Annotated in this window: 26 protein-coding genes and 1 rRNA gene; 13 read left to right on the plus strand and 14 right to left on the minus strand. The window is 73.1% G+C overall.

The genetic code is table 11. The annotated features are described in order from the left end of the window. Positions 1-83: ribosomal RNA gene (gene rrf, locus ACFRAR_RS33515) — 5S ribosomal RNA — on the plus strand; the annotation flags it as partial. Positions 84-616: 533 nt separating this feature from the next. Here rrf and ACFRAR_RS33520 read toward each other — a convergent pair. Both ACFRAR_RS33520 and ACFRAR_RS33525 read right to left on the minus strand, forming a co-directional pair. Continuing rightward, positions 617-817 (minus strand): DUF397 domain-containing protein, encoded by a 201-nt coding sequence (locus ACFRAR_RS33520; protein ID WP_380703194.1) that lies wholly within the window; start codon positions 815-817, stop codon positions 617-619. Between the two features lie 10 nt (positions 818-827). Then, entirely contained in the window at positions 828-1,715 is an 888-nt protein-coding gene (locus ACFRAR_RS33525) for a helix-turn-helix domain-containing protein (protein WP_380703196.1), read from the minus strand. 178 nt (positions 1,716-1,893) lie between these two features. Here ACFRAR_RS33525 and ACFRAR_RS33530 point away from each other — a divergent pair, with 178 nt between their 5' ends. The 4 genes from ACFRAR_RS33530 (at position 1,894) to ACFRAR_RS33545 (ending at position 3,639) form a co-directional block, all read left to right on the plus strand. Beyond that, a complete protein-coding gene (locus ACFRAR_RS33530; protein ID WP_380703198.1) occupies positions 1,894-2,265 on the plus strand; it encodes an ATP-binding protein in 372 nt (123 codons plus the stop codon). Beyond that, positions 2,262-2,507 (plus strand): hypothetical protein, encoded by a 246-nt coding sequence (locus ACFRAR_RS33535; protein WP_380703200.1) that lies wholly within the window; start codon positions 2,262-2,264, stop codon positions 2,505-2,507. Before ACFRAR_RS33530 ends, ACFRAR_RS33535 begins: the two co-directional genes overlap by 4 nt. 43 nt (positions 2,508-2,550) lie before the next feature. Further along, positions 2,551-2,847 (plus strand): hypothetical protein, encoded by a 297-nt coding sequence (locus ACFRAR_RS33540; RefSeq protein WP_380703202.1) that lies wholly within the window; start codon positions 2,551-2,553, stop codon positions 2,845-2,847. A gap of 126 nt (positions 2,848-2,973) precedes the next feature. Next, a complete protein-coding gene (locus ACFRAR_RS33545) occupies positions 2,974-3,639 on the plus strand; it encodes a hypothetical protein (RefSeq protein ID WP_380703204.1) in 666 nt (221 codons plus the stop codon). Between the two features lie 40 nt (positions 3,640-3,679). Here ACFRAR_RS33545 and ACFRAR_RS33550 read toward each other — a convergent pair whose 3' ends face one another. Both ACFRAR_RS33550 and ACFRAR_RS33555 read right to left on the minus strand, forming a co-directional pair. After that, a complete protein-coding gene (locus ACFRAR_RS33550; RefSeq protein ID WP_380703206.1) occupies positions 3,680-4,351 on the minus strand; it encodes a DsbA family oxidoreductase in 672 nt (223 codons plus the stop codon). A 122-nt stretch (positions 4,352-4,473) separates the two neighbouring features. Next, the gene (locus tag ACFRAR_RS33555) at positions 4,474-5,820 is read right to left on the minus strand and encodes a tetratricopeptide repeat protein (protein WP_380703208.1); all 1,347 of its coding nucleotides are present in this window, start codon (positions 5,818-5,820) and stop codon (positions 4,474-4,476) included. A 51-nt stretch (positions 5,821-5,871) separates the two neighbouring features. Between ACFRAR_RS33555 and ACFRAR_RS33560 the strand changes: the two genes are divergently transcribed. After that, positions 5,872-6,729 (plus strand): hypothetical protein, encoded by an 858-nt coding sequence (locus ACFRAR_RS33560; RefSeq protein WP_380703210.1) that lies wholly within the window; start codon positions 5,872-5,874, stop codon positions 6,727-6,729. A 22-nt stretch (positions 6,730-6,751) separates the two neighbouring features. Here ACFRAR_RS33560 and ACFRAR_RS33565 read toward each other — a convergent pair whose 3' ends face one another. Continuing rightward, positions 6,752-7,246 carry a hypothetical protein gene (locus tag ACFRAR_RS33565; protein ID WP_380703212.1) on the minus strand — a complete coding sequence of 165 codons (495 nt, stop codon included), beginning with the start codon at positions 7,244-7,246 and terminating at the stop codon, positions 6,752-6,754. 111 nt (positions 7,247-7,357) lie between these two features. After that, positions 7,358-8,074 carry a chitinase gene (locus ACFRAR_RS33570; RefSeq protein ID WP_380703214.1) on the minus strand — a complete coding sequence of 239 codons (717 nt, stop codon included), beginning with the start codon at positions 8,072-8,074 and terminating at the stop codon, positions 7,358-7,360. Between the two features lie 239 nt (positions 8,075-8,313). Between ACFRAR_RS33570 and ACFRAR_RS33575 the strand changes: the two genes are divergently transcribed. After that, positions 8,314-10,245: a tetratricopeptide repeat protein gene (locus ACFRAR_RS33575; RefSeq protein WP_380703216.1), complete on the plus strand. Its 1,932-nt coding sequence runs from the start codon at positions 8,314-8,316 to the stop codon at positions 10,243-10,245. Between the two features lie 23 nt (positions 10,246-10,268). Here the strand turns inward: ACFRAR_RS33575 and ACFRAR_RS33580 are convergent, their stop codons facing one another. Further along, the gene (locus ACFRAR_RS33580) at positions 10,269-10,478 is read right to left on the minus strand and encodes a DUF6011 domain-containing protein (RefSeq protein ID WP_380703218.1); all 210 of its coding nucleotides are present in this window, start codon (positions 10,476-10,478) and stop codon (positions 10,269-10,271) included. 60 nt (positions 10,479-10,538) lie between these two features. On the opposite strand from ACFRAR_RS33580, the gene ACFRAR_RS33585 reads away from it, so the two are divergent. Next, positions 10,539-11,306, plus strand: coding sequence for a TetR/AcrR family transcriptional regulator C-terminal domain-containing protein (locus ACFRAR_RS33585; RefSeq protein WP_380703220.1), 768 nt, complete (start codon positions 10,539-10,541; stop codon positions 11,304-11,306). 28 nt (positions 11,307-11,334) lie between these two features. Here ACFRAR_RS33585 and ACFRAR_RS33590 read toward each other — a convergent pair whose 3' ends face one another. Then, entirely contained in the window at positions 11,335-11,721 is a 387-nt protein-coding gene (locus ACFRAR_RS33590) for a winged helix-turn-helix transcriptional regulator (RefSeq protein ID WP_380703222.1), read from the minus strand. Between the two features lie 115 nt (positions 11,722-11,836). Here ACFRAR_RS33590 and ACFRAR_RS33595 point away from each other — a divergent pair, with 115 nt between their 5' ends. Both ACFRAR_RS33595 and rarD read left to right on the plus strand, forming a co-directional pair. After that, positions 11,837-12,685 carry an NAD(P)H-binding protein gene (locus ACFRAR_RS33595; protein ID WP_380703224.1) on the plus strand — a complete coding sequence of 283 codons (849 nt, stop codon included), beginning with the start codon at positions 11,837-11,839 and terminating at the stop codon, positions 12,683-12,685. A gap of 144 nt (positions 12,686-12,829) precedes the next feature. Beyond that, positions 12,830-13,807, plus strand: a complete 978-nt coding sequence (gene rarD, locus ACFRAR_RS33600; protein WP_380703226.1) for an EamA family transporter RarD — start codon at positions 12,830-12,832, stop codon at positions 13,805-13,807. Here rarD and ACFRAR_RS33605 read toward each other — a convergent pair. The 3 genes from ACFRAR_RS33605 to ACFRAR_RS33615 form a co-directional block, all read right to left on the minus strand. Next, on the minus strand, positions 13,797-14,705 hold the full coding sequence (locus ACFRAR_RS33605; protein ID WP_380703228.1) for an ABC transporter permease: 909 nt from the start codon (positions 14,703-14,705) through the stop codon (positions 13,797-13,799). The two genes, rarD and ACFRAR_RS33605, sit on opposite strands and share 11 nt — an antisense overlap. Further along, positions 14,692-15,705: an ABC transporter ATP-binding protein gene (locus ACFRAR_RS33610; protein WP_380703230.1), complete on the minus strand. Its 1,014-nt coding sequence runs from the start codon at positions 15,703-15,705 to the stop codon at positions 14,692-14,694. Before ACFRAR_RS33610 ends, ACFRAR_RS33605 begins: the two co-directional genes overlap by 14 nt. Positions 15,706-15,783: 78 nt before the next feature. Further along, the gene (locus tag ACFRAR_RS33615; RefSeq protein ID WP_380703232.1) at positions 15,784-17,028 is read right to left on the minus strand and encodes an outer membrane lipoprotein carrier protein LolA; all 1,245 of its coding nucleotides are present in this window, start codon (positions 17,026-17,028) and stop codon (positions 15,784-15,786) included. 182 nt (positions 17,029-17,210) lie between these two features. On the opposite strand from ACFRAR_RS33615, the gene ACFRAR_RS33620 reads away from it, so the two are divergent. Then, positions 17,211-19,799: a bifunctional FO biosynthesis protein CofGH gene (locus tag ACFRAR_RS33620; RefSeq protein ID WP_380703234.1), complete on the plus strand. Its 2,589-nt coding sequence runs from the start codon at positions 17,211-17,213 to the stop codon at positions 19,797-19,799. Positions 19,800-20,051: 252 nt separating this feature from the next. After that, a complete protein-coding gene (locus ACFRAR_RS33625; protein ID WP_380703236.1) occupies positions 20,052-21,170 on the plus strand; it encodes an ADP-ribosylglycohydrolase family protein in 1,119 nt (372 codons plus the stop codon). Between the two features lie 103 nt (positions 21,171-21,273). Here the strand turns inward: ACFRAR_RS33625 and ACFRAR_RS33630 are convergent, their stop codons facing one another. The 3 genes from ACFRAR_RS33630 to ACFRAR_RS33640 form a co-directional block, all read right to left on the minus strand. Beyond that, entirely contained in the window at positions 21,274-21,489 is a 216-nt protein-coding gene (locus tag ACFRAR_RS33630; protein ID WP_380703238.1) for a DUF397 domain-containing protein, read from the minus strand. Beyond that, complete coding sequence (locus ACFRAR_RS33635) at positions 21,486-22,349, minus strand: helix-turn-helix transcriptional regulator (RefSeq protein ID WP_380703240.1); 864 nt, start codon at positions 22,347-22,349, stop codon at positions 21,486-21,488. Before ACFRAR_RS33635 ends, ACFRAR_RS33630 begins: the two co-directional genes overlap by 4 nt. 551 nt (positions 22,350-22,900) lie before the next feature. Next, on the minus strand, positions 22,901-23,641 hold the full coding sequence (locus tag ACFRAR_RS33640) for a GPP34 family phosphoprotein (protein ID WP_380703242.1): 741 nt from the start codon (positions 23,639-23,641) through the stop codon (positions 22,901-22,903). A 298-nt stretch (positions 23,642-23,939) separates the two neighbouring features. Here ACFRAR_RS33640 and ACFRAR_RS33645 point away from each other — a divergent pair, with 298 nt between their 5' ends. Next, positions 23,940-26,453 carry a D-alanyl-D-alanine carboxypeptidase gene (locus ACFRAR_RS33645; protein ID WP_380703244.1) on the plus strand — a complete coding sequence of 838 codons (2,514 nt, stop codon included), beginning with the start codon at positions 23,940-23,942 and terminating at the stop codon, positions 26,451-26,453. The last annotated feature ends 196 nt before the right edge of the window (positions 26,454-26,649 follow it).

A 26,649-nucleotide genomic window follows, 5' to 3' on the forward strand; every position in this document is an offset into this window, starting at 1 on the left:
ACATTCCGAACCCGGAAGCTAAGCCTCACAGCGCCGATGGTACTGCAGGGGGGACCCTGTGGGAGAGTAGGACGCCGCCGAACAATTCTTCAGAAGAACCCCCATCCGGTTTCCGGATGGGGGTTCTTCGCGTTTCCGGCTCAGACGCTGCGGATCTCGTCAACCGGGCAGGGGATCGAGGGCCAGACCCGGTTGGAGCAGCAGACTGCGGCCAGTACGTCCACACCACGTCGTAGCCGCCGGCGAGGGCTTCGACGGCGTAGGCGGCCCGTGATTCGACGGGAAGTTGTTTGTCCTGGACCGATGGCGGGGGCTCTCCTCGTAGCAGGCCTGGAGCCAGGCGACGACGTCGTCCGGCGTCGAGCGGGTGGAGGAGATCAGCGAGGGCGGTTTCAGTAGCCACCAGCCGGTCATCCTGAGTTGCTGCCCGTCGCCAGACCAGAGGTAGGTGTGCCAGTGCACGTGGCGCCTTCGGGAGTTGGGCTGGGTCGGAGCATGACGCGTCGACCCGGAGAACGACACCGAGGTTGCTGGATGCTCCCGAGCTGCGGTAGACGGGAAGCCAGGCCCGCCCGCTCGTTGGGGGCCAACGAGCGGGCGGGGGAGGCGGGATGGCTCAGGCGAGGTGGTCGAAGTCGCCGGCCTTGGCGCCGAGGAGGAAGGCGCGGAGCTTGGCGGTTGACGTGGTGACGATGACGGAAGGGTCATCGGATTCGCGAAGGTGGCGGACGTCGTTGCCTCCAGTGGCCAGCTCAATGCAGGTGCTGCCACCATCGGCGTCGCTGAAGGAAGACTTCTGCCAGGTCAGCTGGGACATCGGGTGCCTTTCAGTGCTGGAGCTCATAGAGAATGTGTTGAAGTAGCCCCCAGGAGTCGCGAGAGCTGTCACGGCGGGGCTTGCTGGTGTCGACAGCGGGTAGTGCGAGATCCCGGACCTCTTGAAACTTCTGGTGGTAGGCCGCCACATCATCCGGATCGCCGAGGTGAACCGCCCGCTTCGGACCATCCAGAATGATGGTCGAGAGGTCCGTGCACCCAGGGTTGCAGATCAGGAACGCGCCAGCGTATGGCGCGCTCCCTGGAGAGTCGAACGGCAAGATCTCGATCGTGACGTTGGGCAGTTCTGCCATGTCCACGAGGTGATGGAGCTGGTCACGCATCACAGACTTGCCGGCGAACTGCATTCGCAGTGCCGCCTCATGGATGACATACCGAAACTGCCGCTGCTTGTTGTCGGTCATGATGCGTTGGCGTCGCAGGCGAAACTCAATGGCTGTGGCTGTATCCCAACGGCCGTCCTTGTACGCGTCTTTGTAGATGGCCTCAACGTAGCCAGGGACCTGGAGTGCACCTGGAATGTACAGCGCATCAAAGGCGGCGAGGGACTCCGCTCGGTCCTCCGCTTCGGCCAGGTCCAAGGCCAACATCGGGACTTTGCCCTCGTACTCGCTCCACCAGCCCTTGCCGGTGCTCTGACCCATCTCGGCCAAGCCCTTGCGGTAGGCCGAGTCGGTGCAGCCATAGGCGTCAAGCCAGGTCTCAAGGCGTTCGGGGTTCAGGGTGATCCGGCCGGCTTCGGTGTGGCTCACTGCTGGACCCTTCATGCCCACCAGTGCACCGGCCTCAGGTGCCGACAACTTGGCGTCCATGCGCAGGCGCTGCAACTCCTCGCCAAATCGACGCTGGCGCTGGCTGATTGGCCCCTTGTATCCCACGATCGCCCCTTCTCTGTTGGCGCAGTCTCGCGCACAACTCATGCGAGATGCCACTAACGAGTGAGTCTCCTCGAATGGCTTGCAACCTTGCCAGCAGAAACCCTACTCTCAGTGTCGCACCGATCACATCGCGGAGTGTCCGCTTTGTCGATTCCTCCTCCCTCTCCTGGGGGCTCTCATGCGTGCCTGCAACCCTCCTGACTGGTCCCCGGCCCGTGCCGAGCTCTCCGAGCTCCTCACCTCCGCCGGGTGGCGACCCTCCGTCATCTCCGACGCCGAACTCGCCCTCCACGAAGTCTTCTTCAACGCGTGGCGGCACGGGGGCAGCCCTGCGCCCCTGGTCGTCGTCGCCCTCGCTGACCGCCGACTCCGGGTCTCGGTCGCGGACAACAGCCCCGTCCTCCCCGACCCCCACCTCCCCGCCGACCTGCTCGCCGTCTCCGGCCGGGGCCTCCACCTCGTCCGCGCTCTCACCCACCGCTTCGGTGCCGAACCGCGCAAGGACGGCAAGGTCGTCTGGTTCGAGCTCTTCAAGGAGGCCACGGCGTGAAGCTCCAGCCGCTGAAGCCCTCCGACCAGCGGATCCGCTCCTGCTCCGAGCAGGACATCCTCGCCCTCCTCGGTGAAGTCCACGAGCGTGGCCGGAAGTTCGGTCTCTGCTTCCCCGACGCCCACACGGACACCCACGACGGCCAGGTCGTCGTCCGGTTCGGCCTGGCTCCGGCCTCCACTCTCCTGAACCTCCTCTCCCTCCTCCTCGACGCCGACCGCGAGCGTCCGTGCGGCTCCTGACCGCCGCGTTCAACCTTGCAAACCCGACGATGGGGAGCCCCCGATGAACACGCTCGACCCGGCCGCCGATCCCGAGGTCGCCAACGCCCTCGCCGCCGCCAACTACGCCGTGGCCACGGCCTTCAACACCACCTTCGGTGTCACCGTCGCCCCGCCCGTCCCCGACGACTTCGACTGGCCGGAGCTCGAAGAATTCGTCCACGACCTCGGCTTCGCCGCCGACGACTCCGACACCGCCCTCAACCTCTACCGGCTGCTCGTCGTCGTCCAGCGCATCGCCTACTGCGAGGCCGCCGGCCGCAACTCGCCCTGGCAGGACACCCGCCTCAACCCCCGGTGAGCTGTGCGGCGGCCACAGCCCTCGTGCGGGGGCGGTGAGCAGGAAGTCGGCCCGGCCGACTTCCCACTCCACCCCCTCCGGAAAATCCGCAAGACAAGCAGCCACGGCCTTCGGTACGACAGGCCGGTGAGACTACGAACGAAGATCCACCGGGTTCGCCTCGGCCGGGACGAGCACCGGGTGATCACCGTGGTGCGGCAGGCCGCGGGCGCCTTCCTCCACACGAGCCCGGGTGCCTTGTCCATGGACCTGCACCTCGACCGCCAGGGCGCCGAGGACCTCGCCACCGTCTGGGCCCTGGCCGCCCGCTCCCGGCGCTCACTGATCCACCTGCCGTTGCGCGCCAACACCGGCCCGGTCGGCCTGCCCGACGTCCCGCCCGAAGACCGGCTGGACCTCCTGCTCGTCCACCACAGCCTCGGCTTCCCGCCCTCCCGTTGGAAGGAGGTCCGAGCCCGCCTGGGCGCCGGCACGCCGCACACCGTCGACCTCCCCGTCACCGACTTCCCGCCCGAGGACGCGGAGCCTTCCTACGCCGACTCGCGGGACCGGATCCGCTTCGCCGGGGCCGCCCACACGCTCGTGGTCACCGGGAGTGCCACCGCCTTCCGCCGGACGGGTGCCTACTTCCACGGGCTCAGCCGCGAGGCCCCCGGCTGGAGCTTCGGGTGGCGGCCCGGCGTGCACTACTGCATCACCCTCACCCACGAGCACTGGGGCTCACCTCATGCGGCCAAGGGTGTGCCGTCGCGCCTGCACGTGGCGTACGCCCACCGCTGGCGCGCCGAGTGAGTGGGAAGTCGGCCCGCCCGACTTCCCACTCCGCGCCCCGCTACTCCTTCGGCGTGAGCGGAGTCAGCGGCAGCGCGACCTGGCTCTCCCAGGCCTGCTCCAGGGCGCGAGTGAACGTTTCCGCAGGCTGGGCGCCGGAGACGCCGAGCCGCCGGTCCAGGACGAAGAACGGCACGCCCGTCGCGCCCATGGCGCTCGCCGTGGTCTCGTCCTCGCGCACGGCCTCCGCGTACGCCTGCGGGTCGGCCAGGACGGCCTCCGCCGCCTCGCCGTCCAGCCCGGCCTCGACGGCCAGCTCGACCAGCCGGTCGGCCTCGAAGGCCGAGCGCTCCTCGGCGAAGTTCGCCCGGTACAGCGCGTCCAGCAGCTGCCCCTGGCGGCCGTGCTCCTTGGCGAAGTGCAGCAGGCGGTGCATGTCGAAGGAGTTCGCCGCGTCGCGCCCCTCGCGCAGGTACGGCAGGCCCTCGGCGTGCGCGTTCTCGGCGATCCGCGCCTCCGCCGCCGCGGCCTGCTCCAGGCTCAGCCCGTACTTGGCGGCGAGCAGCGGCACGACCGGACGGGCCTCGTGCGGCGCCCGCGGGTCCAGTTCGAAGGAGCGGTGGACGACCTCCACCTCCTCGCGGTGCGGGAAGGCAGCCAGCGCCTGCTCGAACCGGGCCTTGCCCACGTAGCACCACGGGCAGTTGATGTCGCTCCAGATCTCCACGCGCACGGCGCCGCACTCCTTCCAGCCTCGCGCGGACCTCCCGCGCCGACGTCCGTCGGAACGCCCTCGTCCGGATGGATATTTCTCTCACTGAAACATCCGGGCCGACCGGTCGGCGGCCTTCCGCCTCAGTGCCGCGCCTCCGCCTCGCGCAGGGCAGACACCGTGGGGACGGCGGCGACGGCCTCGGCGTAGCGGCCGTGCCTGCTCAGGATCTCGGCAACCACCTGGTAGGCCCAGCGCTCGGTGGACGACCGGAGCAGGCTGACGGCCTCGTCCGTCCGGCCGTCCCGCTCCAGCAGCCAGGCCAGCGTGGTGTCCCACTGGCCGGGCTCCCGCTCGCTCAGGGCCCGCGCCTCCGCGATGCTCTCGGCGTGGCGCCCGGCCTTCGCGAGCAGGCGCAGCCGGGTGTAGCGCAGGACGTCGGAATGCGCGTCGACGTACGCGGCGCCGAGGCCGTCCACGAGCTCCAGCGCCCGCTCCGGGCGGCCCGCCTTGATCAGCAGTTCGATCGCCTCGTGGAGGAGGTTCCCATCGGTGTGCTCGTACGTGGGCCGTCCGACCTCGACGGCCTCGTCGAGGCGTCCCCGGCGGGCCAGGAATGCCATGAGGTGCTGACGGCCGTACCGGTCGCCCGCTTCGAGGGCCTCGCGCAGGACGGCCTCGGCCTCCTGGACCCGTCCCTGCTCCTCCAGCACCTCCGCGTACCGGCGCCTGGCGTGCGCCGCGTGCTCGCCGGCGGCCAGCTCACGCAGCTGCTCGGTCCGGCCCTGGTCGGCGAGGAGGTCCACGTACCGCCAGGCGATGCTCGGGACGGCGGACACCACCGGGCCCAGCAGCCGGATCGCCTCGTCCGCCCGGCCCATGCGCTCCAGGACCCGGCTGTACAGCGCCAGCGCCGACGACGGCTGGTGCCGGCACTCGCGCCGGCCCCCGGCCGCGGAGCACCGGCAGTCCGCCGTGCCGTCCATGGCCCGCTCGGCGCACGGGGCGAGCAGCTCCAGGACGCGGGCGTCACGGTGCTCCCCCCTGGTCAGCTGGACCAGTGACTCCAGGATCCAGGGCTCCCCGAGGTGGGGCGTGAGCACCTCGATGGCCTCGTCCACCCGCCCGGCCTCCACCAGCGCTTCGGCGAACCACCGGCAGTCGTGCGCCGACTCCAGGCCGGCGGCGTCCGGGCGCACCAGCGCCAGCCCCTCCTCGACCCGGCCCTGCCAGACCATGATCGTGGCGGATTCCCGGACGGCGAACGGCCAGCCGACCGCGACGAACGGCTCCAGGACCGTCAGGGCCCGCTCGAACTCCCCCGCCGCGCACAGCTCACCGACCGCCACCTCGGCGCAGAACCACTCACCGCGGTCCCGGGCGGTCTCGATCAGCAGCTCCAACTGCCCGTGCTGGGCCAGGTATTCCGCCATGCCGGCTTCTATGCCGCCGTCGAACTGCCGCTGCCACACGAGGTCGTCGAGGTTCACGGGGGCAGGCTATGCGACGACGGCCGCGTCCCGCCCGGAGATAATCGGCGGATGTGCGACACCTTCGTTGACCTGGGATTCATCACCGCGCCGTCCGGGGTGGTGGTGCTCGGCATGGCCACGTGGATCCCCGAATGGGCTCAGGTCGGCGAGCCGCTGTCGGTGCGGGCCGGGGCGGCCGCGAAGGCGGGTGGCGGGCACTTGCGGGAGTGGGAGTACGAGGCGTTCGCCGTTTCGGCCGCCGCCGACCGGCCGCTGGCGGTGCGGGCCACCGCCGAGCCCTCGGTGTTCGACGAGGAGCCGACGGTCGCGACGCTGGAGGTCGAGCTCGGCCTGCCCTGGCCCGACGGGGTGGACGGCCCGGTGCTGCTCGGGGACCTGCCGGTGGACCGGGGCGGCATGGTGGTCGGCGACGCCGTGGGGCTGGACGCGTGGACGGGGCCGGAGGACGAGCCGGCCGACGGGCTCGCCGACCTCTGCTACTGGGGCCGGTACGAGGACGACGCCCGCGCGCGGTTCGGCGGTGAGCGGATCCCGCAGCCCGGCGGCGTCCAAGGGCCGTACGGCCGGCTGGACCTCCCGGTGGCGGAGGCGGCCGCGCTGGAGGCGGAGATCGCCGCCTGGCGGGGCGGCCTGCACGGCAAGGGCGTGGCCACCATGGTGGAGCCGCACGTCGACTACTTCCGCTTCCGGCGGGCCGGCCTGCACCACCCGCTGAAGGCGGGCGTGATCGAGGTCGGCGGCTGCCGGGTGCTCGGGATCGACTGGTGCCAGGGCGACCACTCGCTCCGGCACCACGGCGGGCGGGACTGGGGCCAGGCCTTCCCGGTCACCCTCGAAGCCGACGGGGCGGGCGGGACGGTGCTGCGCTGGACCATCCCGCCCTACGACGAGGGCGAGGAGGACTGACGGGGAGCGCCCGGCGGGCCCGCTACAGGCACATCCAGCAGTACAGCCGCTCGCCCGCCGCCCGCGCCCGGCGGGCGAGGGCGATCAACTCCTCGGCCAGCGGCAGCAGATCGGCCGGGTCGGCGCCGTCCCACTCCTCGGCCTCGGCCCACTGCCCGACGACCTCCGGTATCCGCTCGTCGGGCACTCCGGCGAGCGCGTCCCGGGCGGCGTCGCCCAGTTCGGTGACCCACGGGCCGGTCGCCCACGGGTCGTCCTCGTCCTCGGGGCCGGCCGGGCCGGGCTCCGGCGTGGTCGGCCAGACCGCCGTCTCCGCCACCAGACCGACGCGCCACGGCTCCCCGAGGGCCGCCGCGAGCAACTGCCCGAGCATGACGTCCGGGTCGACGCCCTTGGCCTCCACTCCGTCGAAGGAGCCGTCCGTGCCGAGCGGCGGCAGCCCGCCCTCGGTGGGCTCCAACGCCCGGACGACCGTTGCCGCGTCGGCCGCCCGGAAGTAGTCGGTCAGCACGCCCATCGCCGCCCCCTCGTTCACGTTCGCTGTCGATCGCCAGTGAAGCAGCCGGCACTGACAGGGAGTGGGAAGTCGGACCGGCCGACCTCCCACTCCGCTTCGTCACCGGGCCGGTCAGCAGGAGATGTTGCCGCCGCCGACGTCGGTGCCCAGGACGCCGACGAACTGCTTGTAGAGGTTGATCCGGTCGTTGCGCTGGTCCGGGTTCTTGCCGTCGCATTCCAGCGCGCCGTTGATGCTGCGGATCGTCTCGCCGAAGCCCTTGCCGTTGACGATGGCGTCGTGCGGGGTCATCCGCCCGGCGCCGCTCTGGGTGTCCCAGAACCAGAGAGCGGTCTTCCAGGAGGTCGCCGGGTTCTTCTCGACCTGGTACGGGTCGTGCAGCAGGTCGATGCCCAGGGCGTCGCCGGCCGCCTTGTAGTTGAAGTTCCAGCTCAGCTGGAGCGGGCCGCGCCCGTAGTACGCGGACTGCCCGGCCGGACAGCCGTACGACTGCGAAGTGTCGCAGTAGTGCGAGTAGTTGGCGGTGTTCTGCTCGACGACGTACCGCAGGCCGCCGGTCTCGTGGCTGACGTTGGCGAGGAAGGCGGCGGCCTCGCGCTTGCGGGTCGCGGTGTCACCGGTGGTGGTGAACTTCGGGTAGGCGCCGAGGGCGTCGGTGAGGCCCTTGTAGGTGTAGAAGGCGGCCCGGCTCGGGAACATCTGGTTGAACTGGGACTCGCTGACCACGAAGGAGCCGGCGGCGGAGGCCGGGGCGGTCTGGCCGGCGACGGCGAGGGTGCTCAGGACGGCGGCGGAGGCGGCCAGCGACAGGGTGCGCGAGAGCTTCATCGATCTCCTCGATTCCGGTGGCGTGAGCGGCACTTCGCTCGCGAAGGGCCTCGGCCATCGTGGTGGCTGGAAGACGCCCCCTGAAGCCCTGGAAGGTCCAAACCACCCGTACGGGTCGTATCCGATCCAAGGTGTGGACGACGGTCGCCGCCCGGGTGATCACCGGGCTGTCGGTCGCACCGGATAGCCTCCTCCGGAGCGGGACGGAACAGGGCGAGGCCACCGGGGAGCAGGGGCGGATGAGCGGTCACACCGACGAGGGCGACGAGCGCCTGGCGGCCGAGGGCGAGGTCGCGGTGGCCCGGCTGGCGATCGACTCCGGCGATCTGACACACGCCGCCGAACACCTCTGCGACGCGATCCTCGCCGACCCCCAGTTGCCCGAACTGCACGAGGCACTGGCCGAGTTGTGCGCGGCGGCGGGCGGCCCGGCGGCGGCCCGGGAGCTGTTCCCGCTGGACGGCCAGGTGTACCTCGGCACGGCGGTCTGCCGGGCTCACGTGGAGGCCGCGGCCGGGGACTGGGACACCGCCGTCGGCCTGCTCGCCTCCGCCATCCGGTACGAGCCGGCCCGCCCCTGGGCGCACACCGCCTGGCTCGCCCGCGAGGACCTGCCCGGCCTGGTCGACCCGGACGCCGTGGCCCAGGCGGTGGCCCGGGCGACCGGCACGCTGCCCGACCCGCTCCCGGCCGAACCGGCGGACGCCGTACGGCCGTTCCACGACTTCGTGCTCGCCGTGCTGGCCCACCACGGCGACCACGTGCCGCTGCTCGCGATGGCCTCCGGCCTGACTCGCCGGCTCGGCGACACCGCCCGCGCCGTCGAACTCGCCGAGCGGGCCCACCGATCGGCGCCCGGCTACCTGTCCGCCGTGATGCTCGGCAACGCCCTGCGCTCGGCCGGCCGGCCGGAGCGGGCACTCGCCGTCTGGGAGGCCGAACTGGAGCGGGCGGCACCGGGCGTCGAAGACAACAGCAGCTACCTCGCCGTCGACGTCGCCGAACTGTACGGCGCCCTCGGCCGCCCCGCCGAGGGCCTGCCCTGGCTGGACCGGGTGCTCGCCGCCGAGCCCGACCACCCCAAGGCCGGCCCGGCCCGGTACGGGCTGCGCCACGCCCTCGACGGCGACCCGGCCCACCTGCTCGGCCTGGCGGACCACCACCGCGCCCACCCCGAGCACGAGTACGCCCAGGAGCTGCTGGAGCGGCTGAGCCACCGGGAGCCCTGGCTGGGCCTGGTCTCCGGCGCCACCGAGGCCACCGTCAACGTGCTGCACCAGGTGCTCGCCGCCCCCGACACCGACCGCGACACCGAGATCGACTGCACCACCTCCACCATGGAGCCGCCCAGCTCGGTGCTGGCCGTCCGGCTCGCGCTGCCGCGCTCCACCGTCGGCTACCAGGCCGTCGGCGAACCGGACCCCCGGCTGCCGCTGATCGAGCCCACCACCCGGATCTGGACCTGGGACGGCACCGACGCCCGCCCGGCCGTCGCCCCGCCCGCGCCACGGAGCGCCGAACTGGTCCGCGCCACCGCCGAGATCTTCTGGCCGACCGTTCCCGCCGCCTACGACCACGCCGTCCGGCTGGCCGGGCTGCCGCTGGACGACCTGCTCGGCGTCCTCGTCCACCCGCCGGCGCCGCGCGAGGACGAACTCGGCCGCGCGCTGCTCGCCCACCAGCCCGAACTCTGGGTGCGCGCCGTCCAGGTCTTCGCCTGCCTCGGCATCGCCCACCACCGCACCGACCAGCCCTGGGAGGACTCCGAGCGGCGCCGGGTGCTGCGCGACCTGCTGCTCGGGCCGGAGGACTGGGTGGTCGAGGCGGCCGCCTTCGCGCTGGTCGCGATCGGCTGGACCGAGCCGCGGACCCGGACGGACGTCGCCGGCCTGCTCCGGCAGCGGCTGCACCACGGGGCCCGGGCCCGTCGCACCCGGGCGGTGACGATCCTCCGCTCGCTGTCCGCGCTGGTGCTCGTCGCGCCCTGGATGGCCGAGGAGGACCGGGCGCTGGCCCGGCACCTGACGGCCCGGGAGGACGCGGCCGACACGGGGGCGGCAGAGGCGGAGGCGGAGAGCGGGCCGGAGCCGGCACAAGGGCCGGAAGCCGCGGTGAGCACGGCGGCCGAGCCCCGCCCCGGGCGGTTGCGCCGCCTCTTCGGCAGGCGCTGAGGAGCGGCGAGGAACGGGCCGCCCTACACCCCCGGCAGCGGCTCCTGGTCGACGTCGAACCGGGCGACCCGCTCCGCCGGGTCCCGGCACTCCGGCCCCAGCCGCAGCATCCGCGACTCCGGGTCGTGCAGCGGCCGGTGGCAGCGGCGGCAGGTCACCCGCGCGCGGAGGGTCTGCGCGGACTCCGTGCCGGGGAGGGGCTCGGGGCCGGAGGGGCTGGTCGGACTGCTCATGGGGAGACGGTAGCCGTCCGTACCGCCAAGGCCTCCGCCGGTGCGTGAAACGATGACCCCATGGCCACCGACCGCAGCAGCGCAGGAGACCCGGCACGCACCCTCGCCCTGCTCTGGGGCCTCACCGCCGAGGAGAAGCCCGGCCGGCGCGGGCCCCGGCAGGCGCGGTCGACCGGTGAGATCGCCGCCGCCGCGATCGCCCTCGCCGACGCCGAGGGCGTGGAGGCCGTCACCATGCGCCGGGTCGCGCAGGAGCTGGGCCTCTCCCCGATGGCGCTCTACACCTACGTGCCCGGCAAGGCCGAGCTGCTCGACCTGATGCTGGACACCGTCCACGCCACGATGCCGCGCGGCGCCCCCGCCGACGAGGGCTGGCGCGCCCGGGTGACCGCCGTCGCGGACGACAACCGCGCGCTGCACCGCGCCCACCCGTGGGTCGCCGCCGTGTCCACCAGCCGTCCGCCGCTCGGGCCCGGGCTGATGGCCAAGTACGAGTACGAGCTGCGCGCCTTCGAGGGCACCGGGCTGTCCGACGTCGACCTGGACGCCGCGCTGACCCACCTGCTCGGCTTCGTCCAGACCTGCGCCCGGATGGGTGCCGACGAGCGGGCCGCCCGGCAGGACAGCGCGATGACCGACGAGCAGTGGTGGGCCGCCAACGCCGAGCTGCTGGCCCGGGTCTTCGACCCCGAGCGCTACCCGGTCGCCGCCCGGGTCGGGGCCGCCGCCGGCGAGGCGCACGGCGGCGCGTACAGCCCGGAGCACGCCTACGCCTTCGGCTTGGCCCGCGTCCTGGACGGACTCGACGCGCTCATCGGACGGCACTGACCCGACGCGCTCGTCGGACGGCCTCGGCTCACCGTCCGTCGTACTCCTCGCGCGCCGCCTCGACCTCCGGCACCCGCCGCTCCGACCAGCGCGCCAGCGCCACGACCAGCTCCGCCGCCTCCCGCCCCAGCGGGGTGAGGCTGTAGTCGACCCGCGGCGGGATCACCGGGTGGGCCTCGCGCAGGACGAAGCCGTCCCGTTCCAGCGTCTGGAGGGTCTGGGCGAGCATCTTCTCGCTGACCCCGGCGACCTTGCGGCGCAGCTCGCTGAACCGGTAGCCGCGGTCGTTCAGCGCGCCGAGCACCAGGACGCCCCAGCGGCTGGTGACGTGCTCCAGCACGCCCCGGGACGGGCACATCCGGTCGAAGACGTCGGCGGGGGGCAGTCCGGCCGTCTTCATTTCGCTTACCTTCATATCAGTACCCTACTTTGAAGTGCGTACTTACGAAAGGTTAGTGCTTTCCCTAGGGTGAGTTCCGAGGCCAGAAACCCCTAGGTCCTGTCCCTAGCGATCCCCGAGGAGCATCACCATGTACGTCGTCACCGGTGCCACCGGCCAGCTCGGCCGTCTCGTCGTCGAAGGCCTGCTGGCCGCCGTCCCCGCGAGCGAGGTGGCCGTCGCCGTCCGCTCCGCCGAGAAGGCCGCCGACCTGGCCGCGCGCGGCGTGACCGTCCGCGTGGTCGACTACGACAAGCCGGAGACCCTGGCCGGGGCCTTCGCCGAAGGGGACAAGGTGCTGCTGATCTCGGGCAGCGAGGTCGGCCACCGGATCCCGCAGCACCGGGCCGTGGTGGAGGCCGCCCGGGCCGCCGGGGTCGCGCTGCTCGCCTACACCGGCATCCTGGGCGCGGCCACCTTCCGGCTGGCCGACGAGCACAAGGCGACCGAGGAGCTGATCCTCGCCTCCGGCCTGCCCCACGTGTTCCTGCGCAACGGCTGGTACACGGAGAACTACCTCGGCGACGCGGCCGGCACGGTGGCGCGCGGCGTGGTGCTCGGCAGCGCCGGTCAGGGCCGGATCGCCACCGCCCCGCGCCGGGACTACGCGGACGCGGCGGTGGCCGTCCTGGTCGCCGAGGGCCACCAGGGCAAGGCGTACGAGCTGAGCGGTGACGTCGCCTGGAGCCTGCCCGAGCTGGCCGCGGAGCTGGCGGCGGCCTCCGGCAAGCCGGTCGAGCACCGGGACGTCACGGCGGCCGAGCACCTGGACGCGCTGGTCGGCGCGGGCCTGCCGCAGGGCTTCGCCGAGGTCCTGGTGGACGTGGACGCGGGCATCGCGCGCGGCGAGCTGGCCGGCACCCCGGGCGACCTGGCCCGGCTGATCGGCCGCCCGACCGTGCCGCTGGCCGAGTCCGTCCGCGCGGCGCTGGGCGCCTGAGCACGGCCCCGAGTGCGGCCCGGTCGGCGGACGCGTCCCGGCGCCCAGGCAATGTCATGACCAAAATGCGAAAACGGAGATGACAGTCACCCCTCCCGCCCGCTACCGTCGCCTCGACACACGCGCGCGGGAGGACAGTCGGCCATGGCGGGAACAGAACAGCGGGACAACGGCCGGGGCCTCTGGTACGGAGTCGCCGCGTACGGCATGTGGGGCCTGTTCCCGCTGTTCTGGCCGCTGCTGGAGCCGGGTGCCGCCGACGACATCCTGGCCAACCGGATGGTCTGGTCCCTGGTCGCGGTCGTCCTGCTGCTGATCGCCCAGCGGCACTGGGGCTGGATACGCCCGCTGCTGCGCCAGCCCCGCCGGCTCGCCATGCTGGCCGGCGCCGCCACTGTGATCTCGGTCAACTGGGGCGTCTACATCTGGGCCGTCAACGCCGGGCACGTGGTCGAGACCAGCCTCGGCTACTTCATCAACCCCCTGGTGACCATCGCCTTCGGCGTCCTGGTCCTCAAGGAGCGGCTGCGCGGCGTCCAGTGGACGGCGGTGGGCATCGGCGCCGCCGCCGTCGTGGTGCTGACCGTCGCCTACGGGCAGCTGCCCTGGATCGCGCTCACCCTGGCGCTCTCCTTCGCCACCTACGGCCTGCTGAAGAAGCGGGTCGGGCTGAGCGGGCTGGAGAGCCTGGCGGCCGAGAGCGCCTTCATGTTCCCCTTCGCCCTCGGCTACCTGGTCTACCTGGAGGTCTCCGGGCGCGGCACCTTCGGGCACACGGTGGCCGGCTCGTACGGCTGGGGGCACTCCGGGCTGCTGATGCTCAGCGGGGTGATCACCGCGATCCCGCTGCTGTTCTTCGGCGCCTCCGCGATCCGGGTGCCGCTGACCGTGCTCGGGCTGCTCCAGTACCTGGCGCCGGTGTTCCAGTTCCTGATCGGCGTCACGGTGTTCCACGAGTCGATGCCGCCCGCCCGCTGGGCCGGTTTCGGCCTGGTCTGGGCCGCGCTCGCGCTGCTCACCTGGGACGCGCTGCGCCAGGTGCGGGCCGACCGCGCGGCGCGGGCCGCGGCCGTGCCGCGACCCGCACCGGTGGAGGCGGCCCCGGAGGCCGTCACACGCTGATGTCCCGGCTGGTGAAGCGGGACCAGGCCGCCGAGCCGAACACGGCGACGTAGGCGGCCTGGAGACCGAGGTCCTTCAGCACCCCGTCCCAGTACATCGGTGCCCGCAGCAGGTCCGCGAAGTTCAGCCAGTAGTGGGAGAACAGGAACGGCCTGATCGCGTCCAGCTGCGGGAAGGCGTCCAGGATCTGGACGGTGACCACCAGCCCGACGGTGGCGGCCATCGCCGCGATGCCGCTGCCGGTGAGGGTGGAGACGAACAGCCCGATCGCCACCAGCCCGGCCAGCGAGGCCGCGACCACCAGCGCCACCAGCAGGGCGCGCAGCAGCGCGTCACCGAGGCCGACGGTGTCCCCGGAGAGCAGCGTGACCTCGCCGAGCGGGAAGAGCGCGGCGCCAGCGGCCAGGGCCGTCACCGCGACCGCCGCCGTCGCGGCCAGGCAGAACACCAGCCCGGCGGTGAACTTGGCGACCAGCAACCTGGTCCGCCCGGCCGGGGCGACCAGCAGGTAGCGCAGCGTCCCGGCGGCGGCCTCGCCCGCCACCGCGTCCCCGGCGACCACACCGACCGTCATCGGGAGGAAGACCGGCAGGGCGACCGCGAGCGCGGTGAAGACCAGGAACAGCCCGTTCTGGGTGGTCTGCGCGATGAAGCTCGGACCGCCGCCCTCGTGCGGGCTGTCCGTATTGAGCTTGACCACCACCCCGATCAGGATCGGCAGCACCGCCAGGATGGCCAGCAGCACCTTGGTGCGCATCCGGCGGAAGGTCAGGTGCAGCTCGCTGCGGAACAGCGCCAGGAACCCGGCCGCCGTCTGCGGCCGCCGACCGGTGCCGACCGGCGGCGCGCCGGCCCGCGACGGCGCCTCAGCCCGTGACAGCGCCTCAGCCCGCGACATCGAAGCCCTCCCCGGTCAGCGCCACGAAGGCGTCCTCCAACGTGCCCCGCTCCAGCCCGAAGCCGTGCACCCGCACCCCGGCCCCGACCAGTGCCGCGCACAGCCTGGGCAGCGCCTGCTCGTCGAGGACGCCCGGCTCGCCGTCCACCCGGCCCTCGCCGGGCACCAGGGCGGTGATCCCGTGCTCCGCGAGCACCTCGGCGGCCCGCGCCACGTCCGGGGTGCGGACCACCAGCCGGCCCTGCGCCCGGGAGGCCAGCTCGGCCACGGTGCCCTGCACCACCAGCCGGCCCCGGGACATCACCGCGGCGTGGGTGCAGACCTGTTCGATCTCGTCCAGCAGGTGCGAGGAGAGGAACACCGTGGTGCCCTCCGCCGCGACCTCCCGGACCAGCGCCCGGATCTCCCGCATGCCCTGCGGGTCCAGCCCGTTGGTCGGCTCGTCCAGCACCAGCAGCTCGCGCGGCTGGAGCAGTGCGGAGGCCAGGCCCAGGCGCTGCTTCATGCCCAGCGAGTACGCGCGGGCCTTCTTGCCGGCCGCCGCGCTCAGGCCGACCCGCTCCAGCGCCGCCTCCACCCGCTGCCGGCGGGTGCGCGGGTCGGCGGTCGGGTCGGCGGCGTCGAAGCGCACCAGGTTGTCCCGCCCGGAGAGGAAGCCGTACAGCGCCGGGCCCTCGATCAGCGCGCCCACCCGGGGCAGCACGGTGGCGACGGACCGCGGCATCGGCTCGCCGAGCACGGTGGCCACGCCCGAGGTGGGGGCGATCAGGCCCATCAGCATCCGGATGGTGGTGGTCTTGCCGGAGCCGTTGGGGCCCAGGAAGCCGAAGACGGAGCCGCGCGGCACGGCCAGGTCCAGGGCGTCCACGGCGAGCTGGCCGCCGCGGAAGCGCTTGGTCAGACCGCGGGTCCGGATGACGTCGTCGGCGGGGGAGTCGAGCGGGGAGCGGTCGGGGGAGTCGAGCGGGGAGGGGTCGGGGGAAGCGGTGGGAACGGGCACGGGGGCCGGGCGCGACTCGGCGCCCGGACCCCCGGCCGACTCCGTAACGTCCCCCGTTACGGGAGCCTTGGTCATCCGTCAGTTCACCCCGGCGGCGTGCTGGAGGACCGGCAGGGTCACCGCGCCGGCGAAGACCCGGCCGTCGTCGGTGAGCAGGACGTTGAGCACCTTGGTGCCCATCAGGGTGCCGCCGTCGACCGGCTTGCCGAGCGACTTCACCAGCGCCTGCGGGTTCACCGACCGTGCCGCGTCGCCCCCGCGGCCGTGCTTGCCGCCCTTGCCGTCGTTCGCGGGCGGCGCGTCGACCGTGCTGGGCAGCCGGGTGCTGACGACCGCCGTCCAACCCTCGCCGATCACGTTCACGTCCGGCCGGCCCTCGGTGCCCGGGTGCGCCTTGGCCTCGCCCGGCGCGCCCTCGGCCCGGTCCGCCTTCTGGTCCGTCACCTTGGCGCCCTTGGGGGCGGTGAACTCGAAGGTCTTGGCGTCCGGCTTGGCGAACGAGACCTGGGTGAAGCGGACGTTCAGCACGGTGCTGCCGTCCACGGACGTCACCGTCACCGCCAGCGGCACCCCGTTGTCGGCGTCCACCGCGATCCGGATCTCGGACAGGGTCGAGCCGGACTGGGTGGGCTTCACACTCAGCTGGTAGGCGTTCTGCCCGGCCACCTCGGCCGTCCCGGCGACCGTCACCGAGGTGGTGCCGGCGCCCGCGGCCAGGAACTGCCTGGCCGCCTCCTGGGGGGTGGTCGGCAGCTCGGACAGCGGCGCCTTGGCGTGCTGCTGCCCCTCGGCGGCCCGCCCGGTCGTGTGCACCGCGCTGTTGGACGAGCTGTCCCAGGCCCAGGTCTGGTCACCGTTGTGGACCAGGGTGTAGCCGGCCATGTTCTCCAGCACGTCCACCCGCTGGCGGTCCGGACCGTCCACCGCGACCCGCAGCGTCTGGTCCCCGCCGAGCAGGCCGAGCAGCTTGCCCTGCGGGTCCGCGGCGGAGCCCTTGCCGTCGCCGCCGTGCCCGCCGGCCGCCCCGCCGAGGCCGCCGGCCCCGCCCAGCAGCTGGGCGGGCACGCCGAGGTCGGTGGAGATCGTGACCGTCCCGGACAGGGCCTGCGTCTCCGAGCCGAGCACCTTGGCGACCAGCTGCTCCGCGGTCACCGTCGGCAGGTCGGGCGCGCCGTTCGCGGCCAGCGCCGGTACCAGGCCCACCCCCGCGGCGATCACCGCGGCCACCGCCACCGGCACCGCGGCGCGCACCAGGACGCGCCGTCGGGAGCGGTACGGCACGCCGCCGTCCAGATCGTCCCCCGCCGCCTTCTCGTCGGTCATGGCGTCCTCAACTCCTCTGGGTACCTGTGTGATTGGCCTTGCCCTTCCATTAGAGGCCGCCGCGCCGCCGCCGTCATCGCCCTGTGGGGCCAGATCGGGGTGGCCTTCATGCCTACCCCGACCCTGAGGCGGCATCAGGGTTGCGTCCCTCCGGAGTACCACCTCTGGCATAAGGTCACGCCATGGACGGAACCGCCGTTGACGCCAGCACCCCGCCGACCGCGAACGCGATGCGCCGCGCCCTGCGCCGCGCCCGGGACGGCGTCGCCCTCGACCCGACCGAGGCCACCGTGCTGCTCCAAGCCAGAGGCGACGACCTGCTCGACCTGTGTACCAGCGCCGCCCGGGTCCGGGACGCGGGCCTCGAAGCGGCCGGCCGCCCCGGGGTCATCACCTACTCCAAGAGCGTCTTCATCCCGCTCACCCGGCTCTGCCGCGACAAGTGCCACTACTGCACCTTCGCCACCGTCCCCGGCAAGCTGCGCCGGGACGGCCACGGGATGTTCATGTCCCCGGACGAGGTGCTGGACGTGGCCCGCCGCGGTGCCGAACTCGGCTGCAAGGAAGCCCTGATCACCCTCGGAGACAAGCCCGAGGACCGCTGGCCCGAGGCCCGCGAGTGGCTGGACGCGCACGGCTACGACGACACCGTCGCCTACGTGCGCGCCATGTCGATCCGCATCCTGGAGGAGACCGGCCTGCTGCCGCACCTCAACCCCGGGGTCCTGAGCTGGACGGACTTCCAGCGGCTCAAGCCGGTCTCCGCCTCGATGGGCATGATGCTGGAGACCACCGCCACCCGGCTGTGGAGCGAGCCCGGCGGCCCGCACCACGGCTCCCCGGACAAGGAGCCGGCCGTCCGGCTGCGGGTGCTGGAGGACGCCGGGCGCAGCTCGGTGCCGTTCACCAGCGGTCTGCTGATCGGCATCGGCGAGACGTACCAGGAGCGCGCCGAGTCGCTGTTCGCGCTGCGCAAGGTCTCCCGGGCCTACCACGGCGTCCAGGAGCTGATCCTGCAGAACTTCCGCGCCAAGCCGGACACCGCGATGCGCGGCATGCCGGACGCCGAACTGGACGAACTGGTCGCCACGGTGGCCGTCGCCCGGCACCTGATGGGCCCGGCCGCCTGCCTCCAGGCGCCGCCGAACCTGGTGGACGGGGAGTACGAGCGGCTGATCGCGGCCGGCATCGACGACTGGGGCGGCGTCTCCCCGCTCACCCCCGACCACGTCAATCCCGAGCGCCCCTGGCCGCAGATCGACCGCCTGGCCGAGCGCTCCGCCGCGGCCGGCTTCGAGCTGCGCGAGCGCCTCGCCGTCTACCCCGAGTACGTGCTGCGCGGCGAGCCCTGGCTGGACCCGCGGGTACTGCCGCACGTGCGCGCCCTGGCCGACCCGGCCACCGGTCTGGCGAACCCGCAGGCGCCGGTCCGCGGCCTGCCCTGGCAGGAGCCCGAGGACCTGCCGGAGTCGTACGGCCGCACCGACCTGCACACCACCATCGACACCGAGGGCCGCACCGGCGACCGCCGGGCCGACTTCGAGGACGTGTACGGCGACTGGGGGGTGCTGCGCGAGCAGGTGCTCGCCCAGGGCGCCCCCGAGCGGCTGGCCGGGGACCTGCGGGAGGCCCTCGCGGTGGCGGCCGACGACCCGGTGAAGCTGACCGACGACCAGGCGCTGGCCCTGTTCCACGCGGACGGCCCGGCCCTGGACGCGCTGTGCCGGATCGCCGACGAGGTGCGCCGGGACGCCGTCGGCGACGAGGTCACCTACTGCGTCACCCGGAACATCAACTTCACCAACGTCTGCTACACCGGCTGCCGCTTCTGCGCCTTCGCCCAGCGCCGCACCGACGCGGACGCCTACACCCTCTCCCTGGAGCAGGTCGCCGACCGGGCCGCCCAGGCCTGGGAGGTGGGCGCCACCGAGGTCTGCATGCAGGGCGGCATCCACCCGGACCTGCCCGGCACCGCCTACTTCGACATCGCCCGCGCGGTGAAGGAGCGGGTGCCCGGCATCCACGTGCACGCCTTCTCGCCGATGGAGGTGGTCAACGGCGCGACCCGCACCGGGCTGTCGATCCGGGACTGGCTGCGGCGGGCCAAGGAGTCGGGCCTGGACAGCATCCCGGGCACCGCCGCCGAGATCCTGGACGACGAGGTCCGCTGGGTGCTCACCAAGGGCAAGCTGCCGGCCGCGACCTGGGTCGAGGTGGTCACCACCGCGCACGAGCTGGGCCTGCGCTCCTCGTCCACGATGATGTACGGGCACGTGGACACCCCGGCGCACTGGCTGGGCCACCTGCGGCTGCTCGCGCAGATCCAGCAACGCACCGGCGGCTTCACCGAGTTCGTCACCCTGCCGTTCGTCCACACCAACGCCCCGGTCTACCTGGCCGGCATCGCCCGGCCCGGCCCGACCGCCCGGGACAACCGCGCGGTGGTCGCGATGGCCCGGCTGCTGCTGCACCCGCACATCCCCAACATCCAGACCAGCTGGGTCAAGCTGGGCGCCGAGGGCGCGGCCGAGATGCTCCGCTCGGGCGCCAACGACCTGGGCGGCACGCTGATGGAGGAGACCATCTCGCGGATGGCCGGTTCGGCGTACGGGAGCTACAAGTCGGTGCGCGACCTCCAGGCGATCGCCGAGGCGGCGGGCCGTCCGCACCGCCAGCGCACCACCACCTACGGCGAGGTGCCGGCCGAGCGGCGGGCCGCGGCGCTGGCCTCGGACGGGCACCTGCCGGCGCTGCTGCCGGTGCTGGACTGAGTCCGCGCCCGTCCCCGGCCGCCGCCAGGCGCGGAGGTCGGGGACGGAGGTCGGGGACGGAGGTCGGGGAACGGGGGTTGGGGCGCGGGGGCCGGGAGGCGGCGGTCGGGAACGGCGGTCGGGAGGCGGCAGGACGGGCCGCCGGACTCCGGGGACGGGGCCGCTTCGATCGCCCCTTCGATTAGGGTGCGAGGGCGCGCGGCACGGCCCGGCAACGCGCGGACCCCCACACCCGAGGAAAGGCGCCCCGTCGTGTTGCCACTGTGGTCACGCGCCCAGCAGCAGGACTACCGCAGCCGGGTGCGGGGCTGTCTGCTCGGCGGCGCGATCGGCGACGCGCTCGGCGCGGGCGTCGAGTTCGAGTCGCTGGAGAAGATCCGGGCCCAGCACGGCCCGCGGGGCGTCACCGGCTACGTCCCGGCGTACGGGCGCGCCGGCGCCGTCACCGACGACACCCAGCTCAGCCTCTTCACGGTCGACGGACTGATCCGGGCCCACATCCGGCGCGACACCGGCAGCTGGCACCCGCCCACCGACCTGCACCTGGCCTACCTGCGCTGGGCCGCCACCCAGCGCGACTGGGGGCCGGACGAGCGCCGCCCGGACCTCGGCTGGCTCGGCCGCGAGGAGTGGCTGTACGCCCGGCGGGCCCCCGGCCCGGGCTGCCTGTCCGGCCTCACCGGGGCCGACGCCGAGCGGCTCGGCACCCTGGAGCTGCCCAAGAACCCGCACTCCAAGGGCTGCGGCACGGTGGTGCGGGCGGCCCCCATCGGGCTGCTCACCACCTGGGAGCCGGGCCTGGTGTTCCAGCTCGCGGTGGAGTGCTCGGTGCTCACCCACGGGCACCCCACCGGCTACCTCGCGGCGGGCGCGTTCGCGGTGATCGTCCAGTCCGTCGCCCGCGGCGGCACCCTGGAGGAGGGCGTGCACCTGGCGCTCGCGCTGCTCTCCGAGCGGCGGGCGCACGAGGAGACCACCGCCGCGCTGCGGGCCGCCCTGGACGCGGTGCGGGCCGGCGAGCCGTCCGCCGACCGGGTCGAGGCGCTGGGGGAGGGCTGGGTCGCCGAGGAGGCGCTGGCGATCGCGGTCTACTGCGCGCTGGTCGCGCACGACGTGCGCTCGGGTCTGCTGCTCGCGGTCAACCACTCCGGGGACAGCGACTCCACCGGCGCGATCTGCGGCAACCTGCTCGGGGTGCTGCACGGGGACACCGCCCTGCCGCCCGGCCTGCTGGCCGGACTCGAAGGGCGCGGGGCGATCCTCGAACTCGCCGACGACTTCGTGATGGAGCTGGTGCACGGCACCGAACTGCACGACCGGCGCACCCCGGAGGGCGCCCAGTGGGCCTCCCGCTACCCGGTGGCGGGCTGAAACCGGGGCCCTGACAAGGAAGTTGCCCGTAGCGCGGGCCGTCGCCGAGGGCGATGGGCCCGGCTACGGGCAACTCGTCCGAGTACGGAACCGGGCGGGCCGCTCAGCCCGGCAGCCGGCCGAAGCCGCCGGCGCCCGCCGCCGAGGCGAACGCCGTCCAGGCCGCGGCGGAGAAGCGCAGCTGCGGGCCCCCGGGGTCCTTGGAGTCCCGGACCGCCACCACCCCCGCGCCGGGGACGGCGATCTCCACGCAGGCGCCCTGGCCTCCGCTGTGACTGCTCTTGCGCCAACCGGTTCCGTACTCGGACGGGGTGATCATTCGTGGAATTCCTTCTCGATGTCGGCTATCAGCGACCGGCTCTCCGCGACACCGAGTGCGGCCGCTCTCAGGTAGTCGTACAGACCGGTATAGCGGCGCACGTCCGCCTCCTTCTCCAGGTAGAGATCGCTCGTCACACCTTCGAAGTAGACAACCGTGGAATCGGCTGACTCGGGGAACTCCAGCAGTGAGAATGTCCCGGTCATGCCGGGATGGGCACCGTGCGAGAACGGGATCACCTGGATGGTGATGTTCGGGCGCAGGCTGAGGTCCAGCATCTGCCGCAACTGCTGCGCCATCACCGCCTTGCTGCCGACCTCGCGGCGCAGCACCGCCTCGTCTATGACGGTCCACAGGCTGCCGAGCTGGTTCTCGCCGTGGACGCGCTCCTGGCGCTTCATCCGGACCTGCACCCGGCGCTGCACGGCGACCGCGTCGGTGTCCGGCTGGGTGCCCTCGACCACGGCCTGGGCGTAGTGCTCGGTCTGCAGCAGGCCGGGGACGAAGGAGGACTCGTACGCGCGGATCGAGGAGGCCTCGGCCTCCAGGCCGATGTAGACGCTGTACGGCGTCGGCATGTCGTTGAAGTCGTGCCACCAGCCGCGCTGGCGGGACTCCTTGGCCATCTCCATGAGGCTGGCGCGCAGCTTGTCGTCGGGCACGTTGTACACGTCGCAGAGGTCGCGCACGTCGCGCTGGCTGATGCTGCGGCGGCCGTTCTCCAGTCGGCTGATCTTCGACTGGGAGACCATCAGCCGGCCGGCCACCTCCTCGGCCGTCATGCCCAGGCCCTCGCGGAGCTTGCGCAGCTCCGAACCCAGGCGCCGGCGACGCACGGTGGGATTGACGTTGGCGGACACTTCGACCTCCGGCCGGACCTCTGGTGCTCGTTGGAACGGCAGTCCTCGGAACACTTCGGACATTGGGACCAACCCCCCTGACTCGGAGCAGCATGTCACCTGGGGCCAGGTCGGCGCCGGGGATTCACCGCAGCGCGGTAGAACAGATCATCGGAAAACCACTTCCGCGAGACAGCGAAAGTCCCCAGGTGGTAATGCGGCTCGGCTACTCGGACAGGTGCTGCGACGCGTGCCCCCGAAGCGGTCGGCGACCGGTCCGCACGTGCCCCCGGCACGTGCCGGGGGCGGGTCGCGGCCGGGGGTCCGGGAGTCCGGGGACGGCAGAGGGGCGGTCGCCGGGCGACTCGCGTCGCGGGGCGACCGCCCCTGGGTGCTGCTGGTGGTGCCTCCGGTCGGGCCGGTGGCACCGGTGGTGCGCCGGGCCGCTCAGCGCCTTCCGGCGGCGTGAGCGGGGCGGCGCGCGCCGCCGGGTGCGCGGCCGGTGGCGTCGGGCGCGGTGATGGCTGCCCGCCCGGCCGTGCGCATCGCGGCGGCCGTCACGGCCCGCCCGGTCAGCGGACGCCGACCCGGGGAGCGGAGACCCGCCCGCCCGAACCCCGGCCCGCCGTACGGGTGCCGGGACGGCCGGAAGCGGCCCCGGAACCCTGGGAAGAACGGTTCTGCTGCGTCGGCAGGCCGTTCTGGACGTCCATCACGGCGTGCGCGACCATCCCGCCCAGCGGGTCGTACCGGATCAGGTCGCGCAACCGCGACCGCGAGGACCGGCCCTCGTTGCCCGGGTACAGGTGCTTGCCCAACCCCACCGAGTGGGCGAGCGCCGCGAGCGCGGCCGTCCGCGGGTCCGGCGGAACACCGGTGCGGATCGCGGTGTCCAACCGCTGCTTGATCGCGGCGTTGGTGCAGTCGTCGGACGCCTGGTACCGGGTCGTCGGCAGCACCCCGCACACCTGGCCCGGCACGGCCGTGACCATGCCGCAGCGCTCCAGGTGCGCCAGATAGGTCTGCCGCAGCCCCAGCCGGGGCCCGCCGATCCAGTGCGCCGCGCGGACCGGACTGCCGCGTCGGCGCAGCAGTTCCAGTGCGTGGTCAAGGGTCGGGTCGCCGGTCGGCCGTGCGAGCACGACGGCGATCCGGTCTCCCTCCGGTACGATCCGTCCGGCCAGGGACAGCTCGACGAGCTGGGCCCCGGCGAGTCCGAGGTCGAGGGTCTGCGGCTGCGCCGTGGTACCCGTGGTCGGGTCCAAAGCGAGCAGCAAGAGTTCCTCGGGAACAGTTCTGCGGCTCTTGCCCATCCAAGCCTCCCCGCGTGGATGAGAGACAGGGTGACGCCTCTCACACGGGCTTGTCGAGTACGCCTCCGAATCGTGACCTTGGAGCGAAGGCGCGGAACCGGCGGTGGCGGGCCCTGCGTCTGACCGGTGAACAGACCGCGGTGCGGCCGGGCGACGACAATAAGCGCCGGTCGGGCGGGGTGTGCGCGGACGGAACGGCCGTCGGTGGCGGAGACTGTACAGGTACACGGGGCGGGGCGTCGGCTTCCCGAAATCGGGTTCGCCGGTGCCCCGCCGGGCGTTGAGGAGGCTGGGATACGTGGGCGAGTCCCCCGACAGGGTGCTGAGGGACGGCGACGAGCGGCGGCGGGACCGCGAACGCGAACGGACCGGTGCGGCGGCCGGCACCGCCGGGTCCGTCGGGTCCGCAGGGTCCGCCGAGGCCGGCTCCGGCCCGGTGGCCGATGGGGCGTCAGTCCCGGCCGCGGCCAAGGCGACCGCCGGGACCTCCTCGGACGCCCCCTCGGGAACCTCCCCGGGAGCCGCCTCGGACGACCCCGCCGAGACCTCCGGCGAGACGGCCCCGGACGCGTCCTCCGACGCTCCGGCGACGACGGCCAAGGGCGGCTCCACCGTAGAGCTCCGCGTCCGGGATGTGGACAGCGAGACGACGATGCTGCGGCTGCCGGTGGACAACCGGACCACCGCGCTGCGGCTGCCCGAGGAGCTGGTGAAGGCTGCCACCAAGGGGAGTTCCGAAGGTGGGGGCGAGGAGGAGGGGGCCTCGTCGTCGGACGACGAGGTGACGCAGGCCGTCGAGCGTCCGGTCGGCGCCGATCCGCGTCTCGCCATGCGGACGGGTGTCGCGGTGGCGGAGAAGGCGGCGGAGAAGGGCGGGGAGGAGGCCGCGGAGGACGAGGCCGAGCTGTCCGGTGAGGCCGACTCCGAGCGCCCCGTCGAGCCTGTCGAGCCCACGGTCGAGGTCCCGGTCGCGGCCGCAGCGGTCGCGGTGGTCGCGGTGGCCGCATCGGGGGAGAAGGCGGAGAAGGCCGACAAGGCCGAGAAGACGGACGGGGGCAAGAAGGCCGACACGGCGGAGAAGCCCGAGAAGCCCGAGAAGGCCGGCGACTCCGGCGACTCCGGCGATGCCGAGGACGGCCCGCAGGACACCGAGGACACCGAGGACACCGAGGACACCGAGGACGCCGGGTCCGGGGACTCTCCCGCCGGGTCCGACCTGACCCTCGCGCTGACCAAGCCCGCGCAGCCCGGTCGGCGGTCGGACCAGGCCGAGAAGCTGGAGAAGCCCGCGCCGCTGCGCGCCTCCGCCGTCCCCGCGTCCGGCACCGTCCCGGAGCCGAAGCCCAAGCCCGTCCCGGAACCCGAGCCGACCCCCGGTCCGGCGCCGCTGCCGAAGCCGGCCCCCGTACCGGGCCCCGGTCCCTCCCCGGCCCCGAAGCCGCTGCCGGAGCCCGACCCGCGCCCGGTGCCGCCGGTCCCGCCGCTGCCCAAGCCCGCGCCGCTGCCCGCCCCGGAGCCGCTGCCCTCGCCGGAGAACACCGCCGAGGCGATGGAGGTTCTGGCCACGCTCAACGCCCGCCCGGTCTCGCCGCTGCGGCGCGCCCTCAAGCGGGTGACCATCTGGACGGTCTTCCTCGCCGTGGTGCTCGGCGCGCTCGCGGTGGCCCAGCTGCTGCGCCCGCTGCCGGACCCCAAGCTGAAGATGACGGCCGCGGGCAGCTACAACTTCTCCGGTGACCAGCTCGACCTGGCCTGGCCGGCCAAGGGCCAGTCCGCCGCCGAGGTGGTCGGCGTCGGCAGCCTCGGCAGCTCGGGCCAAGAGGTGCCGGCCTCGATCGCCAGCGTCACCAAGGTGATGAACGCCTACCTGATCCTCCAGAAGTTCCCGCTGAAGAAGGGGGAGAGCGGCCCGAAGATCACCGTCGACAAGCAGGCCGCCCAGGAGTCCGGCAACGTCGACGAGTCCAAGGTGACGCTCACCGAGGGCCAGGTGCTCACCGAGTACCAGGCGCTGGAACTGCTGATGCTGCCCTCGGCCAACAACGTGGCCCGGCTGCTCGCCCGCTTCCACTCCGGCTCCGAGGCCGAGTTCGTCAAGCAGATGAACGACACCGCGGCCAAGTTCGGCATGGCCAACACCATCTACGCCGACCCGGCGGGCTTCAACCCGGACACCAAGTCCACCGCCAAGGACCAGCTGAAGCTGGCCGAGCAGGTCATGCAGGACGAGATCTTCCGGCAGATCGTCTCCACCCCGGAGACCAACTTCAACAACGTGAAGATCCCCAACACCAACAACCTGATCAACCCGAAGACCGGCGTGATCGGCGTCAAGACCGGCTCCAGCACCCCGGCCGGTGGCTGCCTGATGTGGGCCGCGTACAAGGAGATCGGCGGCGTGAAGCGGATGATCCTCGGCGTCACCCTGGGCCAGCAGGCCACCGGGCCCAAGGACGGCGAGGGCATCCTGCCGACCGTGCTGAAGGTCAGCGGCAAGCAGATCCAGGCCGCGCAGAACGGCCTGACCGGCCAGACAGTGGTGAAGAAGGGCGACGTCGTCGGCTCGGTGGACGACGGGCTCGGCCACAAGGTCGCGGTCGTCGCGACCCAGGACCTGGTGGTGGCGGGCTTCCCCGGCATCTCCGGCACGGTCACCCTGGACACGGCGAAGATCGACCACACCCTGCCGGCCGGGACCGAGGTCGGTGCGCTGCGGGTGGGCGCGGGCGAGGACAAGGCGGAGGTCCGGGTGGCCCTCCAGTCGGACCTGAACCCGCCGTCGATCCAGTCCCGGCTGCTGCGCACGCTGTGAGCCGCTGAGCCGCTGAGCCGCTGAGCCGCTGAGGCGTCGAGGCACTGAGGCACTGAGGTATCGAGGCGTCGGAGCCGAGAAGCGAAGGAGAAGGGGGGGGCGGGGGGGGCCGGGCCCCCCACCCCTACGGGTGTTTTTGGGTGACGGCCACCGGGGACACCGGGGCGGGGCGGCCCGCGCGGGGGGGGGGCGCGGG

Source organism: Kitasatospora sp. NPDC056651, from assembly GCF_042792155.1.
Classification (GTDB): domain Bacteria; phylum Actinomycetota; class Actinomycetes; order Streptomycetales; family Streptomycetaceae; genus Kitasatospora.

Bases quoted from the DNA above. Each gene is read 5' to 3' on its own strand.
- ACFRAR_RS33520 (WP_380703194.1), bottom strand. From the start codon at position 817: ATGTCCCAGCTGACCTGGCAGAAGTCTTCCTTCAGCGACGCCGATGGT.
- ACFRAR_RS33530 (WP_380703198.1), top strand. From the start codon at position 1,894: ATGCGTGCCTGCAACCCTCCTGACTGGTCCCCGGCCCGTGCCGAGCTC.
- ACFRAR_RS33540 (WP_380703202.1), top strand. From the start codon at position 2,551: ATGAACACGCTCGACCCGGCCGCCGATCCCGAGGTCGCCAACGCCCTC.
- ACFRAR_RS33560 (WP_380703210.1), top strand. From the start codon at position 5,872: ATGTGCGACACCTTCGTTGACCTGGGATTCATCACCGCGCCGTCCGGG.
- ACFRAR_RS33565 (WP_380703212.1), bottom strand. From the start codon at position 7,246: ATGGGCGTGCTGACCGACTACTTCCGGGCGGCCGACGCGGCAACGGTC.
- ACFRAR_RS33570 (WP_380703214.1), bottom strand. From the start codon at position 8,074: ATGAAGCTCTCGCGCACCCTGTCGCTGGCCGCCTCCGCCGCCGTCCTG.
- ACFRAR_RS33575 (WP_380703216.1), top strand. From the start codon at position 8,314: ATGAGCGGTCACACCGACGAGGGCGACGAGCGCCTGGCGGCCGAGGGC.
- ACFRAR_RS33580 (WP_380703218.1), bottom strand. From the start codon at position 10,478: ATGAGCAGTCCGACCAGCCCCTCCGGCCCCGAGCCCCTCCCCGGCACG.
- ACFRAR_RS33585 (WP_380703220.1), top strand. From the start codon at position 10,539: ATGGCCACCGACCGCAGCAGCGCAGGAGACCCGGCACGCACCCTCGCC.
- ACFRAR_RS33590 (WP_380703222.1), bottom strand. From the start codon at position 11,721: ATGAAGGTAAGCGAAATGAAGACGGCCGGACTGCCCCCCGCCGACGTC.
- ACFRAR_RS33595 (WP_380703224.1), top strand. From the start codon at position 11,837: ATGTACGTCGTCACCGGTGCCACCGGCCAGCTCGGCCGTCTCGTCGTC.
- rarD (WP_380703226.1), top strand. From the start codon at position 12,830: ATGGCGGGAACAGAACAGCGGGACAACGGCCGGGGCCTCTGGTACGGA.
- ACFRAR_RS33605 (WP_380703228.1), bottom strand. From the start codon at position 14,705: ATGTCGCGGGCTGAGGCGCTGTCACGGGCTGAGGCGCCGTCGCGGGCC.
- ACFRAR_RS33615 (WP_380703232.1), bottom strand. From the start codon at position 17,028: ATGACCGACGAGAAGGCGGCGGGGGACGATCTGGACGGCGGCGTGCCG.
- ACFRAR_RS33620 (WP_380703234.1), top strand. From the start codon at position 17,211: ATGGACGGAACCGCCGTTGACGCCAGCACCCCGCCGACCGCGAACGCG.
- ACFRAR_RS33630 (WP_380703238.1), bottom strand. From the start codon at position 21,489: ATGATCACCCCGTCCGAGTACGGAACCGGTTGGCGCAAGAGCAGTCAC.
- ACFRAR_RS33640 (WP_380703242.1), bottom strand. From the start codon at position 23,641: ATGGGCAAGAGCCGCAGAACTGTTCCCGAGGAACTCTTGCTGCTCGCT.